Raw genomic sequence first — 14,484 nt, forward strand, 5'->3', positions numbered from 1 at the left:
GATTGCGGTTGCAGCTTGGCACCGGTTTGCGTTGTTGTGTTGTTGCTTTAATTGGGCTTTTATTTCCTCTCATGGCCACTACTTACACCATCAGCGATCTCGCCAAAGAGTTTGACCTGACCACCCGCGCCATGCGCTTTTACGAAGACATGGGACTGCTTCAGCCTGGCAGGGAAGGGCCAGGCGGACGCAGTCGCGTCTATTCGGCGCGCGACCGAACCCGGCTCAAGCTCACGTTGCGTGCCAAGCGCCTGGGGCTTTCCCTGGTTGAGGCCAAGGAAATCATCGACTCTTACGACAGCCCGCGCGACACGGCGCCACAACTGAGGAAATTCCTGGACATCCTGACCGATCACCGCCAAAAGCTTGAAGCGCAGCTGGCCGATCTGCAGTCCAATCTGGACGAACTTCGCGTTCGTGAGAAAGAAACCAGAATGCTGCTTTCAAAGGCTGAAAAGTCAAAATAAGCGATAATTAACGTTTACGTAAACGTCAATCAAAAACCGGATCGAAAGCATTTTTTTGACCTGTCAGCACAGAGAATTTTCATGGATGCATCCGCCGCACCGTCAGCACTGTTTCAGCGAATCGAAGCCAGTTTCCTGCGCCAGGGGCTGATGCAGCACCTGGGTGCGCGGCTGGTGCGGGTCGAGCCCGGCCTGTGCGAGGTGGCGCTGCCTTATTCGGAGCGTGTCAACCAGCAGCAGGGCGGCTTTCATGGCGGCGCCATGGGGGCGCTGGCCGACATTGCTGGCGGCTATGCAGCGCTGACCCAGGTGGCTCCGGACATGGAAGTGACCACCGTTGAATACAAGATCAATTTCCTGGCCGGTTTCAAGGACGGCGAGTTGCGCGCTGTGGGCCGTGTCATGCGGGCCGGCAAGCGCATCATCGTGACCACGGCTGACGTGACGCACCTGGACGCCGACGGCAAGACCAGCGCCTGCGCACTGATGCAGCAGACCCTTGCGCCCGTGCCCAAAACCTATTGATTCCCACGCGCCCTCCATCATTTTTAGAGAAAGATTTCAACCATGAACAACATGCCAGGACTCAATTTCATGCTCGGCGAAGACATCGACGCCCTGCGCGATGCAGTGCGCGACTTTGCCCAGGCGGAAATCGCACCGCGCGCTGCCGAACTGGACCGCACCGACCAGTTCCCGATGGACCTGTGGGAAAAAATGGGTTCGCTCGGCGTGCTGGGCATCACCGTCGGCGAGGAATACGGCGGCGCTGGCATGGGCTACCTGGCGCACATGATCGCGATGGAAGAAATCAGCCGCGCCAGCGCCTCGGTCGGCCTGAGCTACGGCGCGCACAGCAACCTGTGCGTCAACCAGATCAAGCGCAATGGCACCGAAGCGCAGCGCCAGAAATACCTGCCCAAACTCATCAGCGGCGAACATGTCGGCGCGCTGGCCATGAGCGAGCCGGGCGCCGGCAGCGATGTCATCAGCATGAAGCTCAAGGCCGAGGACAAGGGCGGTTATTACGTCCTCAACGGCAGCAAGATGTGGATCACCAACGGCCCCGACGCCGACACGCTGGTGGTTTATGCCAAGACCGAGCCCGAGCTTGGCGCGCGCGGCGTCACCGCATTCCTGATTGAAAAAGGCATGGCCGGTTTTTCGGTGGCGCAAAAGCTTGACAAGCTGGGCATGCGCGGCAGCCACACCGGCGAGCTGGTGTTCAGCAACGTCGAAGTGCCGGCGCAAAACATCCTGGGCGGCCTGAACAGCGGCGCGAAGGTTCTCATGAGCGGCCTCGACTACGAGCGCGCCGTGCTGACCGGCGGGCCGCTCGGCATCATGCAGTCGGTCATGGACAGCGTCCTGCCCTACATCCACGACCGCAAGCAGTTTGGCCAGAGCATTGGCGAATTCCAGCTGATCCAGGGCAAGGTCGCCGACATGTACACCGTGCTGCAGGCTGGCCGCTCGTTCGCCTACACCGTCGCCAAGAACCTCGACATGCTGGGCACCGACCATGTGCGTCAGGTGCGCAAGGACTGCGCCTCGGTGATTTTGTGGTGCGCTGAAAAAGCCACCTGGATGGCCGGCGAGGGCATCCAGATCTACGGCGGCAACGGCTACATCAACGACTACCCGCTGGGCCGCCTGTGGCGCGATGCCAAGCTGTATGAAATTGGCGCTGGCACCAGTGAAATCCGCCGCATGCTGATCGGCCGCGAGCTGTTTGCCGAAACCATGTGATGGCGCTGGGCGACAAAATACCTTTATGAGCAGCTCCCTTCAAGACCTCTTCACCGACAACCGCGCATGGGCTGCGCAAATGGAACGTGAGCGTCCCGGTTTTTTCACCGGCCTTAAAAGCCAGCAAAATCCCAAATACATGTGGATAGGCTGCTCCGACAGCCGGGTGCCTGCCAACCAGATCACCGGACTGGACCCGGGTGAGGTGTTTGTGCACCGCAACGTGGCCAACGTGGTGGTGCCGACCGACCTCAATTGCCTGTCCACCATCCAGTTTGCGGTGGACCAGCTCAAGGTCGAGCACCTGATGGTCGTCGGCCACTATGGTTGCGGCGGCGTGAAGGCCGCCCTGCACAACCAGCGCCTGGGGCTGGTGGACAACTGGCTGCACCACGTCAAGGATGTGCGCGACCGCCATGCCGCGATGCTTGAGGCGGCAGCGCCGGAAGCGCAGATTGACATGCTGTGCGAGCTCAATGTGATCGAGCAGGTCATGAATGTGGCGCAAACCACCGTGATGCAGGACGCCTGGGCGCGCGGGCAGCGCGTGACCCTGCACGGCTGGGTCTATGGCCTGAAGGACGGGCTGCTGCAGGACCTGCACATCACGCTGAACAGCCTTGACGGCATGGCGTCCCTGTACCGTGCTGCCATTGCCGGGGTGTCGGAAACCCGGCGTTGACACTGCCTCAATCCGCAACCTCTGCAACATCAACACCGCCCCACCATGTTTCCCCAGCGCCTTGATTCCACCGTCGCCTACGCCATCGCCAAGGCGATGATCGACGGTTTCAACCGGCACTACCAACTGTTTCGCACCGAATCAAGCCGCGCCAAGCACCGCTTTGAAACTGCCGACTGGCATGGCCAGCAACGCGCCCAGCGCGAACGCATCGAGTTCTACGACCTGCGGGTGCGTGAAGCGTCGATCCGGCTGGAGCGCGAGTTCAAGGCCGGCGAGCAGCCCATGGATGTCTGGCACCAGGTCAAGCTGCACTACATCGGGCTGCTGGTCAACCACCACCAGCCCGAGCTGGCCGAAACCTTTTTCAACTCGGTCACCACCAAGATACTGCACCGCAGCTACTTTCAGAACGATTTCATCTTTGTCCGACCCGCCGTCAGCACGGAGTACATCGAGAACGACGAGTCGACCGCGCAGCCGACCTACCGCGCCTACTACCCGACACGCGCCAGCATGCACGGGACGCTGGTCGCATTGGTGAACGATTTTGGCCTGTCGTGCGAGTTTGAAGACCTTGCGCGCGATGCTGGATACGTGGCTGACGCCATGACCGGCCGCCTGGGCGATGTCAAGCTGCGGGCCAATTTCCAGATCCAGGTGCTGTCCAGCCTGTTCTTTCGCAACAAGGGCGCCTACGTTGTCGGCAAGCTGATCAACGGCTTCAGCGAGATTGCGTTTGCCCTGCCAATCCTGCACCGCCAGCCGGCACCCGGGCAGGCGCTGGTGGCCGAGACCCGGGGCATTGCCGGCCAGTCCGACGCTGGCCGGCTGGTGATTGACGCGGCGCTGTTTGGCGAAGACGACCTGCTGATCCTGTTCAGCTTTGCGCGCGCCTACTTCATGGTCGACATGGGCATTCCCTCGGCCTATGTGCAGTTTTTGCGCAGCATGATGCCGCGCATGCCGCGCGCCGAAATCTACAACGCGCTGGGACTGGCCAAGCAGGGCAAGACGCTGTTTTACCGCGACTTTCTGCACCACCTGCGGCACAGCACCGACAAGTTTCGCATCGCCCCCGGCATCAAGGGCATGGTCATGCTGGTGTTCGACCTGCCATCGTTTCCGTATGTGTTCAAGGTCATCAAGGACTATTACCCGCCGCAAAAAGACACGACGCGCGAGCAGATCAAGGGCAAGTACCTGCTGGTCAAGCAGCACGACCGGGTGGGCCGCATGGCCGACACGCAGGAATACACGCTGGTGGCGTTCCCGCGCGACCGCTTCAGCGACGAGTTGATCGCCGAGATCGAGAAATTTGCGCCCAGCCAGCTGGAAATCAGCGACCGCGACGGTGACGGCCAGATGGAAGTCATCATCAAGCATGTGTATATCGAGCGGCGCATGATCCCGCTCAACATTTACCTGCAGGAAGCGTTCGACATGGGCGTGGACGAACCCGCCGCCAAGGCGCAGATCAGTCGCGCCGTGGTCGAATACGGCAATGCCATCAAGGACATGGTCGCGGCCAACATCTTTCCGGGCGACATGCTGTGGAAGAACTTCGGTATCACCCGCCACGGAAAAGTTGTTTTCTATGACTACGACGAGATCGAATATATCACCGACTGCAAGTTCCGCAAGGTGCCCGCGCCGCGCAATGAAGAAGAGGAAATGAGCGGCGAAATCTGGTATTCGGTCGGCCCCAAGGACGTGTTTCCCGAGACCTTCGAGCCCTTTTTGCTCGGCAACGACACGGTGCGTGAAGTGTTTATGAAGCGCCATGCCGACTTGCTGGACGCCGCCTTCTGGCAAAGCCACCAGACGCGCATCCGGGCCGGCCATGTGTACGACGTGTTTCCGTACGAGCAGAACAAACGCTTCGCCGTCATCCATGCCCCGGCGCAGGCCGATTGAGGCCGCGCAGTCCAATTTCTTTATTTTCGCTATTTCCTTTATTTCCAACCCCCTTCAAGGAGAAAAACATGCTTGATTCCATCGTCATCCTCGGCGCCGCCCGGACCCCCATGGGCGCTTTCCAGGGCGAGTTCGCCAGCCTGTCGGCCAACGACCTGGGCGGCGCTGCCATCAAGGCCGCTGTCGAGCGCGCGGGTGTTTCGCCCGAACGCATCGACGAAGTGCTGTTCGGCAACTGCCTGATGGCCGGCCAGGGCCAGGCGCCGGCGCGCCAGGCCGGTTTCAAGGGTGGCCTGCCGGCCAGCACCGGCGCGGTCACGTTGTCCAAGATGTGCGGCTCCGGCATGGAAGCCACGCTGCTGGCGCATGACCAATTGATCGCGGGCAGCCGCGATGTGGTGGTTGCCGGCGGCATGGAAAGCATGACCAACGCGCCGTATCTGCTGCCCAAGGCACGCGGCGGCATGCGCATCGGCCACGACCGCGTGATGGACCACATGATGCTTGACGGCCTGGAAGACGCTTATGAGGCTGGTCGCTCCATGGGGACCTTTGGCGAAGACTGTGCTGCCAAATACGGTTTCACCCGCGAGCAGCAGGACGCCTTTGCCACCGCCAGCGTGCAGCGCGCCAAGGCGGCCACCGAGTCTGGTGCGTTCAAGGCTGAAATCACGCCGGTTACGGTCAAATCCCGTTCCGGCGAGACCGTGATGGCCATCGACGAGGCGCCGGGCAAGATCAAGCTCGACAAGATTCCTTCGCTCAAGCCCGCGTTCAAGACGGGCGGCACCATCACCGCCGCGTCCAGTTCGTCGATCAGCGACGGCGCTGCCGCCCTGGTGCTGGCCCGTGAATCCACCGCCAGGGAACTCGGCGCGACGCCGATGGCCCGCATCGTCGGCCACGCCACCTTTGCCCAGGCGCCCGAGTGGTTCTCGACCGCCCCGGTCGGCGCGGTCAACAAGCTGCTGAAAAAAATCGGCTGGAGCGTGAAGGATGTGGAGCTGTGGGAAATCAACGAAGCGTTTGCCGTGGTGCCCATGGCCGCCATGAAAGAGCTGAACATCAGCCATGACGTCGTTAACGTCAATGGCGGCGCCTGTGCACTCGGCCACCCGATTGGCTGCAGCGGCGCGCGCATCATCGTCACGCTGATCCATGCGCTGAAGGCACGCGGCCTGACAAAAGGCGTTGCCACGCTGTGCATCGGCGGCGGCGAAGCGACGGCGCTGGCAATTGAAGTGCTCTGAGCCCCAGCCATACGAAGCCATGATGCAGCCCAACTCAGTCAGGGGCAAAGACTTCATGATTACTCCTGAAATAATAGCTGCTAGCGCTTTCTGGATATGCGCTACAGGCACTTTTGGCTTGTAATCGCCATGGCTGTCGTCTTGGTCATCGGTGCTTCGCGCGGGCTGGGCCTCGAATTCGTTCGCCAGTACACCGAAGCGGGCGACTGCGTCATTGCCACCGTGCGCGACGCCGCCGGGCGCGTGCAGGCGCTGGGGGCCGAAGTGCTGACCGTGGACGCGAGCCAGCCAGCCAGCGTCAGCGGCCTGGCCTGGCAACTTGACGGCGAAAAAATCGACACCGCGCTCTACGTGGCCGGCGTCTATGCCTGCGGCACGGCGCTGTCGCCGCCCACGCGCGAGCTGTTTGACGACCTACGCGCCACACTGTGCATGCTCACAGCCGCCCACAAGGGCCAGTTTTTACACCACGATGGCAGTCGGTTTGCCGGGTGGTAATTTCCTTCATCACGATCCGGAGAACACAAGCATGCTGCTGACACAAGACCAGGAACAGGTACGCGACGCGGTGCGCGCTTTTGCCCAGGCAGAACTCTGGCCGCATGCTGCGCGCTGGGACAAGGAACATTACTTTCCCGTCGAGGCGCACAAGGGCCTGGCAGCGCTGGGTGCCTACGGCATCTGCGTGCCTGAGGAATACGGCGGCGCCAACTTCGACTACCTCACGCTGGCGCTGGTGCTGGAGGAAATCGCCGCTGGCGATGGCGGCACCAGCACGGCGATCAGCGTGACCAACTGCCCGGTCAACGCCATCTTGATGCGCTACGGCAATGCCGCGCAGAAAAAGCAGTGGCTGATGCCGCTGGCGCAGGGCAACATGCTGGGTGCTTTTTGCCTGACCGAGCCGCACACCGGCAGCGATGCTTCATCGCTGCGTACCACCGCTGTCAAGCACGGCGACGCCTATGTGCTGAACGGCGTCAAGCAGTTCATCACCAGCGGCAAGAACGGCCAGGTCGCCATCGTCATTGCCGTCACCGACAAGGGCGCCGGCAAAAAAGGCATGAGCGCCTTCATCGTGCCGACCGACGCGCCCGGTTATTCCGCCTCACGGCTGGAAGACAAGCTCGGCCAGCATTCGAGCGACACGGCGCAGGTCAACTTCGACGACTGCCGCATTCCGGTTGAAAACCTGATCGGCGCCGAAGGCGAAGGCTACAAGATTGCCCTGGGCGGGCTGGAAGGCGGGCGCATCGGCATTGCGGCGCAAAGCGTCGGCATGGCCAGGAGCGCGTTCGAGGTGGCATTGAACTATGCCAAGGACCGCCAGAGCTTCGGCACTGCCATCTTCAACCACCAGGCTGTGGGCTTTCGGCTGGCCGATTGCGCGACCAAGCTTGAAGCCGCCCGCCAGCTGATCTGGCACGCCGCCAGCCTGCGCGACGCCGGTCGGCCGTGCCTCAAAGAAGCGGCAATGGCCAAGTTGTTTGCCAGCGAAGTGGCTGAGGAAGTCTGCAGCGCCGCCATCCAGACACTGGGCGGCTATGGCTATGTGAGCGACTTCCCGGTCGAGCGCATCTACCGCGATGTGCGCGTTTGCCAGATCTACGAAGGCACCAGCGACGTGCAAAAGATTATCATCCAGCGCGCGCTGGCTTGAAGTCCTCGCCATAGCTGACGCTCGCGCTGTGGCGCTGGTCCCGCAGGGGCCGGGCGTTTCCATCCTGCAGCCAACCAAGCGCCCATGACCCAAGACCAGATTCTCATTCTTTCCATTCTGGCCTGCACCGTGGGCATGTTCCTGTGGGGGCGCTGGCGGCACGACATGGTCGCCATGGGCTCGTTGCTGGCGTGCGTGCTGGCCGGCGTGTTGCCGGCAGTCGATGCGCTCGCCGGTTTCGGCCACCCGGCCGTCATCACCGTGGCCTGCGTGCTGGTCATGAGCCGTGGCTTGCTGACGTCGGGCGCGGTGGATGTACTGACCCGCTATGCGCTGCCGAAAAAATCCGGCCCCACGCTCAGCCTGCTCGCGCTGATGGGACTGGGCGCCGTGCTGTCGGGCTTCATGAACAATGTCGGCGCCATGGCGCTGCTGATGCCCGTGGCAATCCAGCTGGCCAAGCGGCTCGAACTCACACCGGGCCAGGTGCTGATGCCGCTGGCCTTTGGCACCATCCTGGGCGGCATGACCACGCTGATCGGCACACCACCCAACCTGATCGTTTCCGGTTTTCGTGCCGAAACGGGCGCGGGCGGCTTTGGCATGTTCGACTTCACGCCCATCGGCCTGGCGGTGGCACTCGTCGGGGTGGTGTTTGTGGCGCTGGCTGGCTGGCGACTTGTGCCGGCGCGCAAGCAGTCCGGCCTGGATGGTTTTGAAACCAGTTCCTACCTGACCGAGGCCAGGGTACTGCCTGACAGCAAGTCGATAGGCAAGAGCCTGCTGGAGCTGGAAACCGTGCTGGACGAGGCGGGCGCACAGGTCGTCGGGCTGGTGCGCAACGAGATTCGCATGACCGCACCCGGTTTGATGCGCCGGGTCCATGCCGGCGACATCCTGGTGATCGAGGCCGAGGCCGATGCGTTGTCCGGCCTGCTGTCCAGCCTGGAGCTCAGGCTGGAGGAATCCGGACGCCCGCCGGAGCCAGAGGACGACGAAAACCCGGTTGCCGCTGATCTGGAGTCGAAGACAAAGGCAAAGCAGAAAGCGAAAACGAAGGCGAAGGTGGTTGAACAAAGCCAGGACCCACGCCGCGACAAGACCGGCCAGGGCCTTGCTGCGAGCGCCGCCTTGGCTAAAGGCGAGGACAAAGCAGACGAAGACGCAGACGATGAGCCCGATGACGACAAGACCGACACGGCGGGGGAAATCGTGCTGATGGAGCTGGTGGTGTTGCCCGGGTCGATGCTGGCGGGCCGCTCTGCCAGCGATGTGCTGCTGCGCACGCGCTACGGCATCAACATGCTGGCGCTGTCGCGCCAGGGCGATACCCAGCGGCTGCGGCTGCGCCTGTTGCCGATCAAGCCTGGCGACCTGCTGCTGATGCAGGGGTCGCCCGACGCCATCAACGAGTTTGCCGCCGACAACGGCTGCGTTCCGCTGGCCGAGCGAGAACTGCGCATCCCGAACCAGCGCAAGGCCTGGCTGTCCGTCGGCATCATGACCTTTTCGGTCGGCATGGCGGCGTTTGGCCTGCTGCCGGCAGCCATCTCGTTTGCCATGGGCGTGCTGGCCTCCATGGCGCTGCGCACCGTGCCGCCGCGCGGCGTGTACGAGGCCATCGACTGGCCGGTTGTCGTGCTGCTGGCCGCGCTGATTCCCGTGGCCGGCGCGATGCAGACCACCGGCACGGCAGACCTGATTGCGCGTTTGCTGCTGGAAAACGTCGCACAAGGGCACGCTGTCGTCGGCCTGGCGCTGATCCTGGTGGTGACCATGTTTTTGTCCGACCTGATGAACAACGCCGCGACTGCCGCCGTGATGTGCCCGATTGCCCTGGGCACGGCTTCGGCGCTTGGCGTGAACCCGGATTCCTTCCTGATGGCCGTGGCCATCGGCGCGTCCTGTGCCTTCCTGACGCCGATCGGCCATCAGAACAACACCCTGATCCTCGGCCCCGGAGGCTTTCGCTTTGGCGACTATTGGCGCCTCGGCCTGCCACTGGAAATCCTCGTGGCGGCGGTCAGCATCCCAATGCTGCTGCTGGTCTGGCCGCTGTGACGCCCTGATGCTTTGCCTGCCTGCCGGGCGCAGCGCGTCGTTAACGTATTATTTTGTTCCATGAACATTATTATTCTTGGCGCAGGCCGCGTCGGTGAAACCGTGGCTGAAAGCCTGGCGCTGGAGCAAAACGACATCACTGTGATTGACACCGATGCGGCGCGGCTGCGCCAGTTGGGCGAGCGCTTTGACTTGCGCGGGGTGGTGGGCAACGGCATCCAGCCGTCGGTGCTGCGCGAGGCCGGTGCGCAAGACGCCGACATGGTGATCGGTTGCGCTGCCGACGACGAGACCAATCTGGTGGTCTGCAAGGTGGCGCACCAGATCTTCAACGTGTCCAACACGGTGGCGCGGCTGCGCTCGCCCGACTTCGTCGAAGGCAGCGAACTGCTGGGCAAGGGCGGTTTTGCGGTCGATCACGTGATTTGCCCAGAGGAGTCGGTCACGCGCTACATCCACCAGCTCATCCGCCACCCCGAGGCGCTGCAGGTGGTGACGTTTTCGCAGCAGAGGGCGTGCCTGATGGTGGTGCGTGCGTCCCGGGGCGATGCGGTCGGCCGCACCATTGCGCAACTGCGTGAACTGTTCCCGGACATCGAAATGCGCATCGTGGCGCTGTACCGGCTCGACACCGAGATAGAGGCCACGCCCGACACCCGCATCATGAGTGGCGACGAGGTGTTCGTGCTGGCCGATGCGCGCAAGATCCGGCAGGTGCTGCACGCCATCCACCACCGCGACAAGCCGGTGCAGCGCGTGATGATTGCCGGTGGCGGCCGGGTCGGCTTGCGCCTGGCGCGCAGTCTGCTGGACCAGTGCGAGGTGAAAATCATCGAACGCGACGCCGAGCGCTGCGACTACCTGGCCAGCCAGCTGCCGTCTTCCACGCTGATTCTGCATGGCGACGGCGTTGACGAGGACCTGTTGCGTGGCGAGAACGTGGGCATGATGGACATGTTCCTGGCGCTCACCAGCGACGACGAGGACAACATCATGTCGGCCATGCTCGCCAAGCGGCTGGGCGCCGGGCGCGTGCTCTCGCTCATCAACCGCCGCGCCTATGCCGACATGATGCAGGGCAGCACCATCGACATCGCCATCTCACCGGCGCACACCGTCATTGGCGAGTTGCTGACCCACCTGCGACGCGGCGACGTGGCCGCGGTGCACAGCCTGCGGCGCGGCACGGCCGAGGCGCTTGAAGGCGTGGCGCGTGGCGACGCCAAGACCTCAAAACTGGTCGGCCGGAGCGTTGAGGAAGTCAAGCTGCCCAAGGGCGCGGCCATTGGCGCCATCGTGCGAGGGCAGGGCAGCGAATGTGAAGTCATGATGCCGCACCACGACACGGTGATCCAGACCGATGACCACATCATCATCTTCATCCCGAACAAGCGCGATGTGCGCCAGGTCGAAAAGCTGTTCCAGGTCAGCGCGACCTTCTTCGGCTGATCGCGCCCCGCATGTACAGCCTGCTTCCTGTCCTGGGCGTTTTTGCCCGTATTCTGCTGGCCTTTTCGCCGGCCTTCTTCGTTCCCCTGGGTTGGGCGATTGCCCTTGATGCCCAGGAGCAGGCGGTGCTGTGGACGGCCTGCTTCGCACTGACGCTGGTCAGCGGACTGGTGCTGATGCTGGCCACGCGCCATCAGCGCCGCGAGCTGCAGCCGCGCGACGGTTTTTTGCTGGTCAACCTGGTGTGGCTGGTGCTGCCGGCCTATGCGGCGCTGCCGCTGATGTACACCGTGCCCGACATCACCTGGGTCAAGGCCTATTTCGAGGCCATGAGCGCCATCACGGCCACCGGAGCCACCGCGCTCAGCGGCCTGGATGCGTTGCCCGCCTCGGTCAACGTGTGGCGCTGCTTTTTGCAGTACCTCGGCGGCCTGGGCATCATGCTGCTGGTGGTGGCGGTGCTGCCCATGATGGGGCTGGGCGGTTTTCAGGTCTACAAGGCCGAAACGCCGGGGCCGCTGAAAGAAGCCAAGTTCACGCCGCGCATTGCCGAGACCGCACGCGGCTTGTGGAGCGTGTACTTTGTGTTTTCCGTTGCCTGCATGCTGGCCTACCGCTGGGCCGGCATGAGCTGGGTCGACGCCTTCATGCACATGTGCTCGACCATGGGGCTGGGCGGATTTTCTTCCTACGACGACAGCCTGGGGCATTTCAAGTCGGCCCAGATCGAGATGGTGGCGACGCTGTTCATGGCGCTGGCCGGCATCAATTTTTTGCGCTACTTCATCGTGCTGCGCAACCGCTCCATCCGCCCATTGCTGCACGACCGCGAGTTTCGTACCTACGTCATGGTGCTGCTGGTCTCGATTGTCCTGATCACCGTGCTGCTGCGGGTGCACGATGTTTATCCCGATGTGGCGCGAGCCTTGCGCGCCAGCGCCTTTCATGTGGTGTCGGTGGCCACCACCACCGGCTACGCCTCTGCCAACTACGCGCTGTGGCCGGTGTTTGCGCCGGTGCTGCTGTTGTTTCTTGGCTGCTTTGTGTCATGCGCCGGCTCCACCGGCGGCGGCATCAAGCTGATCCGCATGATCCTGCTCATCAAGCAGGCGCGCCGCGAGCTGGTGCGCATCGTGCACCCGCGCGTGGTCAACCCTGTCACGCTGGGCGGCGTGGTGCTGCCGATGTCGGTCATGACCGCCACCTTTGGCTTCATGCTGATCTACGGCGCCGTGATTGTCGGCCTGACGATGGTGCTGCTGCTCACCGGGCTGGACATGGTCACCGCGTTTTCAGCCGTGATTGCCACTGTCAACAACATTGGCCCCGGCCTGGGCATGGTCGGGCCGGCGAGTAATTTCGGCGTGCTCAACGACTTTCAGCTGTGGGTGTTGAGCTTTGCCATGCTCATGGGCCGGCTCGAACTGCTGTCGTTTCTGGTGCTGTTCACCGGCCAGTTCTGGCGCAAGTAGGCTTGGTTGCCTTTGCCTTTTTAAAAGGCAAAGGCGGAAGAGGGTGACAAGCGTGATGCGTCAGCAATGTCGATAATGATTTTTTCAGCATAAGGAGTCAGCATGCCCATTACCAAAGGTTTCCAGGTTCTCGTCGATGAGGCCATGGAAGAGGTCAAGACCTATTCGGTCGAGTCGGTGCAAGCCCGCTTGTCGGACCCGAACGTGCAGATCATCGATATCCGCGACCCGCGCGAACTGGAGCAGGACGGCACGGTTGTCGGCGCCTTCCATGCACCGCGCGGCATGCTGGAGTTCTGGGTTGACCCGGCGTCGCCGTATTTCAAGCCGGTGTTTGCCGACGAAAACCGGGAGTTCATTTTGTTTTGCGGAGCCGGCTGGCGCAGCGCGCTGGCCACCAAGACACTGCAGGACATGGGCATGCGCAATGTCGCCCACATTGATGGCGGCTATGCCGAGTGGAAAAAGCAGGGCGCCCCGACCGAAACCCTGGAAGAGCGCAATACCAAGAAGGGCTGACGTTCCTGAGGCTGGCAGGGCTGCCCGGTGTTGCCAGGATGGTGGCCAGTTGCAAGCCAAAGAGGCCGCTAGCCCTCGCTTTGTCGCAACAGGTTGCTACCGAAAAGCGAGTGTTTTGCTGCTTGGCCAGAGCCCTGGCTGAAGCGCTTCGCAGGCAAAATGCGTGAGTCCGGTGCCGCTTGCGCACCACTCAGCCGGTGAGCATGGGCCGAAGCGCCTGCACCTCTTGCACCATGAATTTTAAAAAGGCCGAAACCCGGGGCGTGCGCCGAGCTGGCGCGTGGTCAGCAGGCGCAAGCTGCGCGTCAATTCGGCCACCGGCCACCGGCCCCAGCACCCGCACCAGGTCGGGCTCGGCATCACCGATCGTCGTTGGCAGCGCCGCAAGACCCAGGTTGGCTTTGGCGAAGTGAGCCGTTCCCAGCCCGCTGCCACTCTTGGCCATTTTTCTGGCAACCGGCGCCACCTGCCGCCGCCACTGCGTTGCGCGGTGGCTGGCCACGGTCTCGTCGAACCCGACCCAGGCGTGCTGCGCCAGTTCCCGCATGCCGTGGGGGCTGCCGTGCTGCGCCAGATAGTCGCGGCCGCCGTACACCGCCCACAGGGAGTCGGCGATCTTGCGCCCGAGCGCGGGGGCGCCTAGACTGGGCGGTCTGTCCAACGCGATGAAAGGTCTTGCCATGAAACCGCACCATCAACCCACATTCCGCTCGCTCGCTGCGTTGCTGGCCTTGACGTTGGGCGCCGTTTTCGGGCTGGCGGCGCAGGCTCAGACGCCCGGCCAGGCAACCCCGCATCTGGTCCTGAAGGAAAGCGTCCTGCAGATGCCCAAGTCGGACACTCAGGAGGTCAGGGTGCTGACCGCCTCGTTCAAGCCCGGCGACCAGACCGTGTTTCACACGCACCGCTCCCCGGTCACGGTCTATGTGCTCGAAGGCCAGTTCACGCTGGACCTGGAGGGAAGGGCGCCCGTCGTCCTCAGCGCGGGGCAGGCTTTTGTCGAGCCGCCCAACGTGAAAATGACAGGCTACAACAAGAGTGCCACGGACGCCTTGCGGGTCGTCATCTTTTATGTGAGCGACCCGGGCACCCCTTTTCTTGATCCGGCACATTGAGCCGCCCCGGTTTCGCGGCTGGACGCCGAGTCTCCCCCGCCCAGCGATTGGGACGCTATCCGCCGGGAGACAGGGCAGTTTCTGGCCGCCGGGTCGGTGGGGGATGCGCTTGTTCGAGCTGCACACGCTTATCTCTTTTTTCG

13 protein-coding genes and 1 pseudogene are annotated in these 14,484 nt (G+C 62.9%); 13 read left to right on the top strand and 1 reads right to left on the bottom strand.

The window, feature by feature from the left end:
- Nucleotides 1-71 precede the first annotated feature (71 nt).
- The 12 genes and pseudogenes from H4V98_RS05000 (at nt 72) to H4V98_RS05055 (ending at nt 13,226) form a co-directional block, all read left to right on the top strand.
- Nucleotides 72-467 carry a MerR family DNA-binding transcriptional regulator gene (locus tag H4V98_RS05000; RefSeq protein ID WP_196864018.1) on the top strand — a complete coding sequence of 132 codons (396 nt, stop codon included), beginning with the start codon at nt 72-74 and terminating at the stop codon, nt 465-467.
- Nucleotides 468-548: 81 nt separating this feature from the next.
- Nucleotides 549-992, top strand: a complete 444-nt coding sequence (locus H4V98_RS05005) for a PaaI family thioesterase (RefSeq protein WP_196864017.1) — start codon at nt 549-551, stop codon at nt 990-992.
- A 42-nt stretch (nt 993-1,034) separates the two neighbouring features.
- Complete coding sequence (locus H4V98_RS05010) at nt 1,035-2,216, top strand: isovaleryl-CoA dehydrogenase (RefSeq protein ID WP_196864016.1); 1,182 nt, start codon at nt 1,035-1,037, stop codon at nt 2,214-2,216.
- Between the two features lie 25 nt (nt 2,217-2,241).
- The gene (gene can, locus H4V98_RS05015; protein WP_196864015.1) at nt 2,242-2,898 is read left to right on the top strand and encodes a carbonate dehydratase; all 657 of its coding nucleotides are present in this window, start codon (nt 2,242-2,244) and stop codon (nt 2,896-2,898) included.
- A gap of 45 nt (nt 2,899-2,943) precedes the next feature.
- Nucleotides 2,944-4,815 carry a bifunctional isocitrate dehydrogenase kinase/phosphatase gene (aceK, locus tag H4V98_RS05020; protein WP_196864014.1) on the top strand — a complete coding sequence of 624 codons (1,872 nt, stop codon included), beginning with the start codon at nt 2,944-2,946 and terminating at the stop codon, nt 4,813-4,815.
- 68 nt (nt 4,816-4,883) lie between these two features.
- On the top strand, nt 4,884-6,065 hold the full coding sequence (locus H4V98_RS05025; protein ID WP_196864013.1) for an acetyl-CoA C-acyltransferase: 1,182 nt from the start codon (nt 4,884-4,886) through the stop codon (nt 6,063-6,065).
- 129 nt (nt 6,066-6,194) lie between these two features.
- Nucleotides 6,195-6,476, top strand: a pseudogene (locus H4V98_RS05030) (SDR family NAD(P)-dependent oxidoreductase); the annotation flags it as partial.
- A gap of 118 nt (nt 6,477-6,594) precedes the next feature.
- Complete coding sequence (locus H4V98_RS05035; RefSeq protein ID WP_196864012.1) at nt 6,595-7,725, top strand: acyl-CoA dehydrogenase family protein; 1,131 nt, start codon at nt 6,595-6,597, stop codon at nt 7,723-7,725.
- Nucleotides 7,726-7,809: 84 nt separating this feature from the next.
- Nucleotides 7,810-9,786: an SLC13 family permease gene (locus tag H4V98_RS05040; RefSeq protein ID WP_196864011.1), complete on the top strand. Its 1,977-nt coding sequence runs from the start codon at nt 7,810-7,812 to the stop codon at nt 9,784-9,786.
- A gap of 60 nt (nt 9,787-9,846) precedes the next feature.
- Complete coding sequence (gene trkA / locus H4V98_RS05045) at nt 9,847-11,235, top strand: Trk system potassium transporter TrkA (RefSeq protein WP_196864010.1); 1,389 nt, start codon at nt 9,847-9,849, stop codon at nt 11,233-11,235.
- Nucleotides 11,236-11,246: 11 nt separating this feature from the next.
- Nucleotides 11,247-12,707, top strand: a complete 1,461-nt coding sequence (locus H4V98_RS05050; protein ID WP_196864009.1) for a potassium transporter TrkG — start codon at nt 11,247-11,249, stop codon at nt 12,705-12,707.
- Nucleotides 12,708-12,809: 102 nt separating this feature from the next.
- Nucleotides 12,810-13,226 carry a rhodanese-like domain-containing protein gene (locus H4V98_RS05055; RefSeq protein WP_196864008.1) on the top strand — a complete coding sequence of 139 codons (417 nt, stop codon included), beginning with the start codon at nt 12,810-12,812 and terminating at the stop codon, nt 13,224-13,226.
- 190 nt (nt 13,227-13,416) lie between these two features.
- Here H4V98_RS05055 and H4V98_RS05060 read toward each other — a convergent pair whose 3' ends face one another.
- The gene (locus H4V98_RS05060; protein WP_196864007.1) at nt 13,417-13,908 is read right to left on the bottom strand and encodes a LysR substrate-binding domain-containing protein; all 492 of its coding nucleotides are present in this window, start codon (nt 13,906-13,908) and stop codon (nt 13,417-13,419) included.
- On the opposite strand from H4V98_RS05060, the gene H4V98_RS05065 reads away from it, so the two are divergent.
- Nucleotides 13,907-14,341, top strand: coding sequence for a cupin domain-containing protein (locus H4V98_RS05065; RefSeq protein ID WP_196864006.1), 435 nt, complete (start codon nt 13,907-13,909; stop codon nt 14,339-14,341). The genes H4V98_RS05060 and H4V98_RS05065 overlap by 2 nt on opposite strands.
- Nucleotides 14,342-14,484 lie beyond the last annotated feature (143 nt).

Origin of the sequence: Polaromonas sp. CG_23.6 (genome assembly GCF_029892315.1) — a bacterium.
Lineage (GTDB): Bacteria > Pseudomonadota > Gammaproteobacteria > Burkholderiales > Burkholderiaceae_C > Polaromonas.

Bases quoted from the DNA above. Each gene is read 5' to 3' on its own strand.
- H4V98_RS05005 (WP_196864017.1), top strand. From the start codon at position 549: ATGGATGCATCCGCCGCACCGTCAGCACTGTTTCAGCGAATCGAAGCC.
- H4V98_RS05010 (WP_196864016.1), top strand. From the start codon at position 1,035: ATGAACAACATGCCAGGACTCAATTTCATGCTCGGCGAAGACATCGAC.
- H4V98_RS05035 (WP_196864012.1), top strand. From the start codon at position 6,595: ATGCTGCTGACACAAGACCAGGAACAGGTACGCGACGCGGTGCGCGCT.
- can (WP_196864015.1), top strand. From the start codon at position 2,242: ATGAGCAGCTCCCTTCAAGACCTCTTCACCGACAACCGCGCATGGGCT.
- H4V98_RS05060 (WP_196864007.1), bottom strand. From the start codon at position 13,908: ATGGCAAGACCTTTCATCGCGTTGGACAGACCGCCCAGTCTAGGCGCC.
- aceK (WP_196864014.1), top strand. From the start codon at position 2,944: ATGTTTCCCCAGCGCCTTGATTCCACCGTCGCCTACGCCATCGCCAAG.
- H4V98_RS05065 (WP_196864006.1), top strand. From the start codon at position 13,907: ATGAAACCGCACCATCAACCCACATTCCGCTCGCTCGCTGCGTTGCTG.
- H4V98_RS05050 (WP_196864009.1), top strand. From the start codon at position 11,247: ATGTACAGCCTGCTTCCTGTCCTGGGCGTTTTTGCCCGTATTCTGCTG.
- trkA (WP_196864010.1), top strand. From the start codon at position 9,847: ATGAACATTATTATTCTTGGCGCAGGCCGCGTCGGTGAAACCGTGGCT.
- H4V98_RS05000 (WP_196864018.1), top strand. From the start codon at position 72: ATGGCCACTACTTACACCATCAGCGATCTCGCCAAAGAGTTTGACCTG.
- H4V98_RS05055 (WP_196864008.1), top strand. From the start codon at position 12,810: ATGCCCATTACCAAAGGTTTCCAGGTTCTCGTCGATGAGGCCATGGAA.
- H4V98_RS05040 (WP_196864011.1), top strand. From the start codon at position 7,810: ATGACCCAAGACCAGATTCTCATTCTTTCCATTCTGGCCTGCACCGTG.
- H4V98_RS05025 (WP_196864013.1), top strand. From the start codon at position 4,884: ATGCTTGATTCCATCGTCATCCTCGGCGCCGCCCGGACCCCCATGGGC.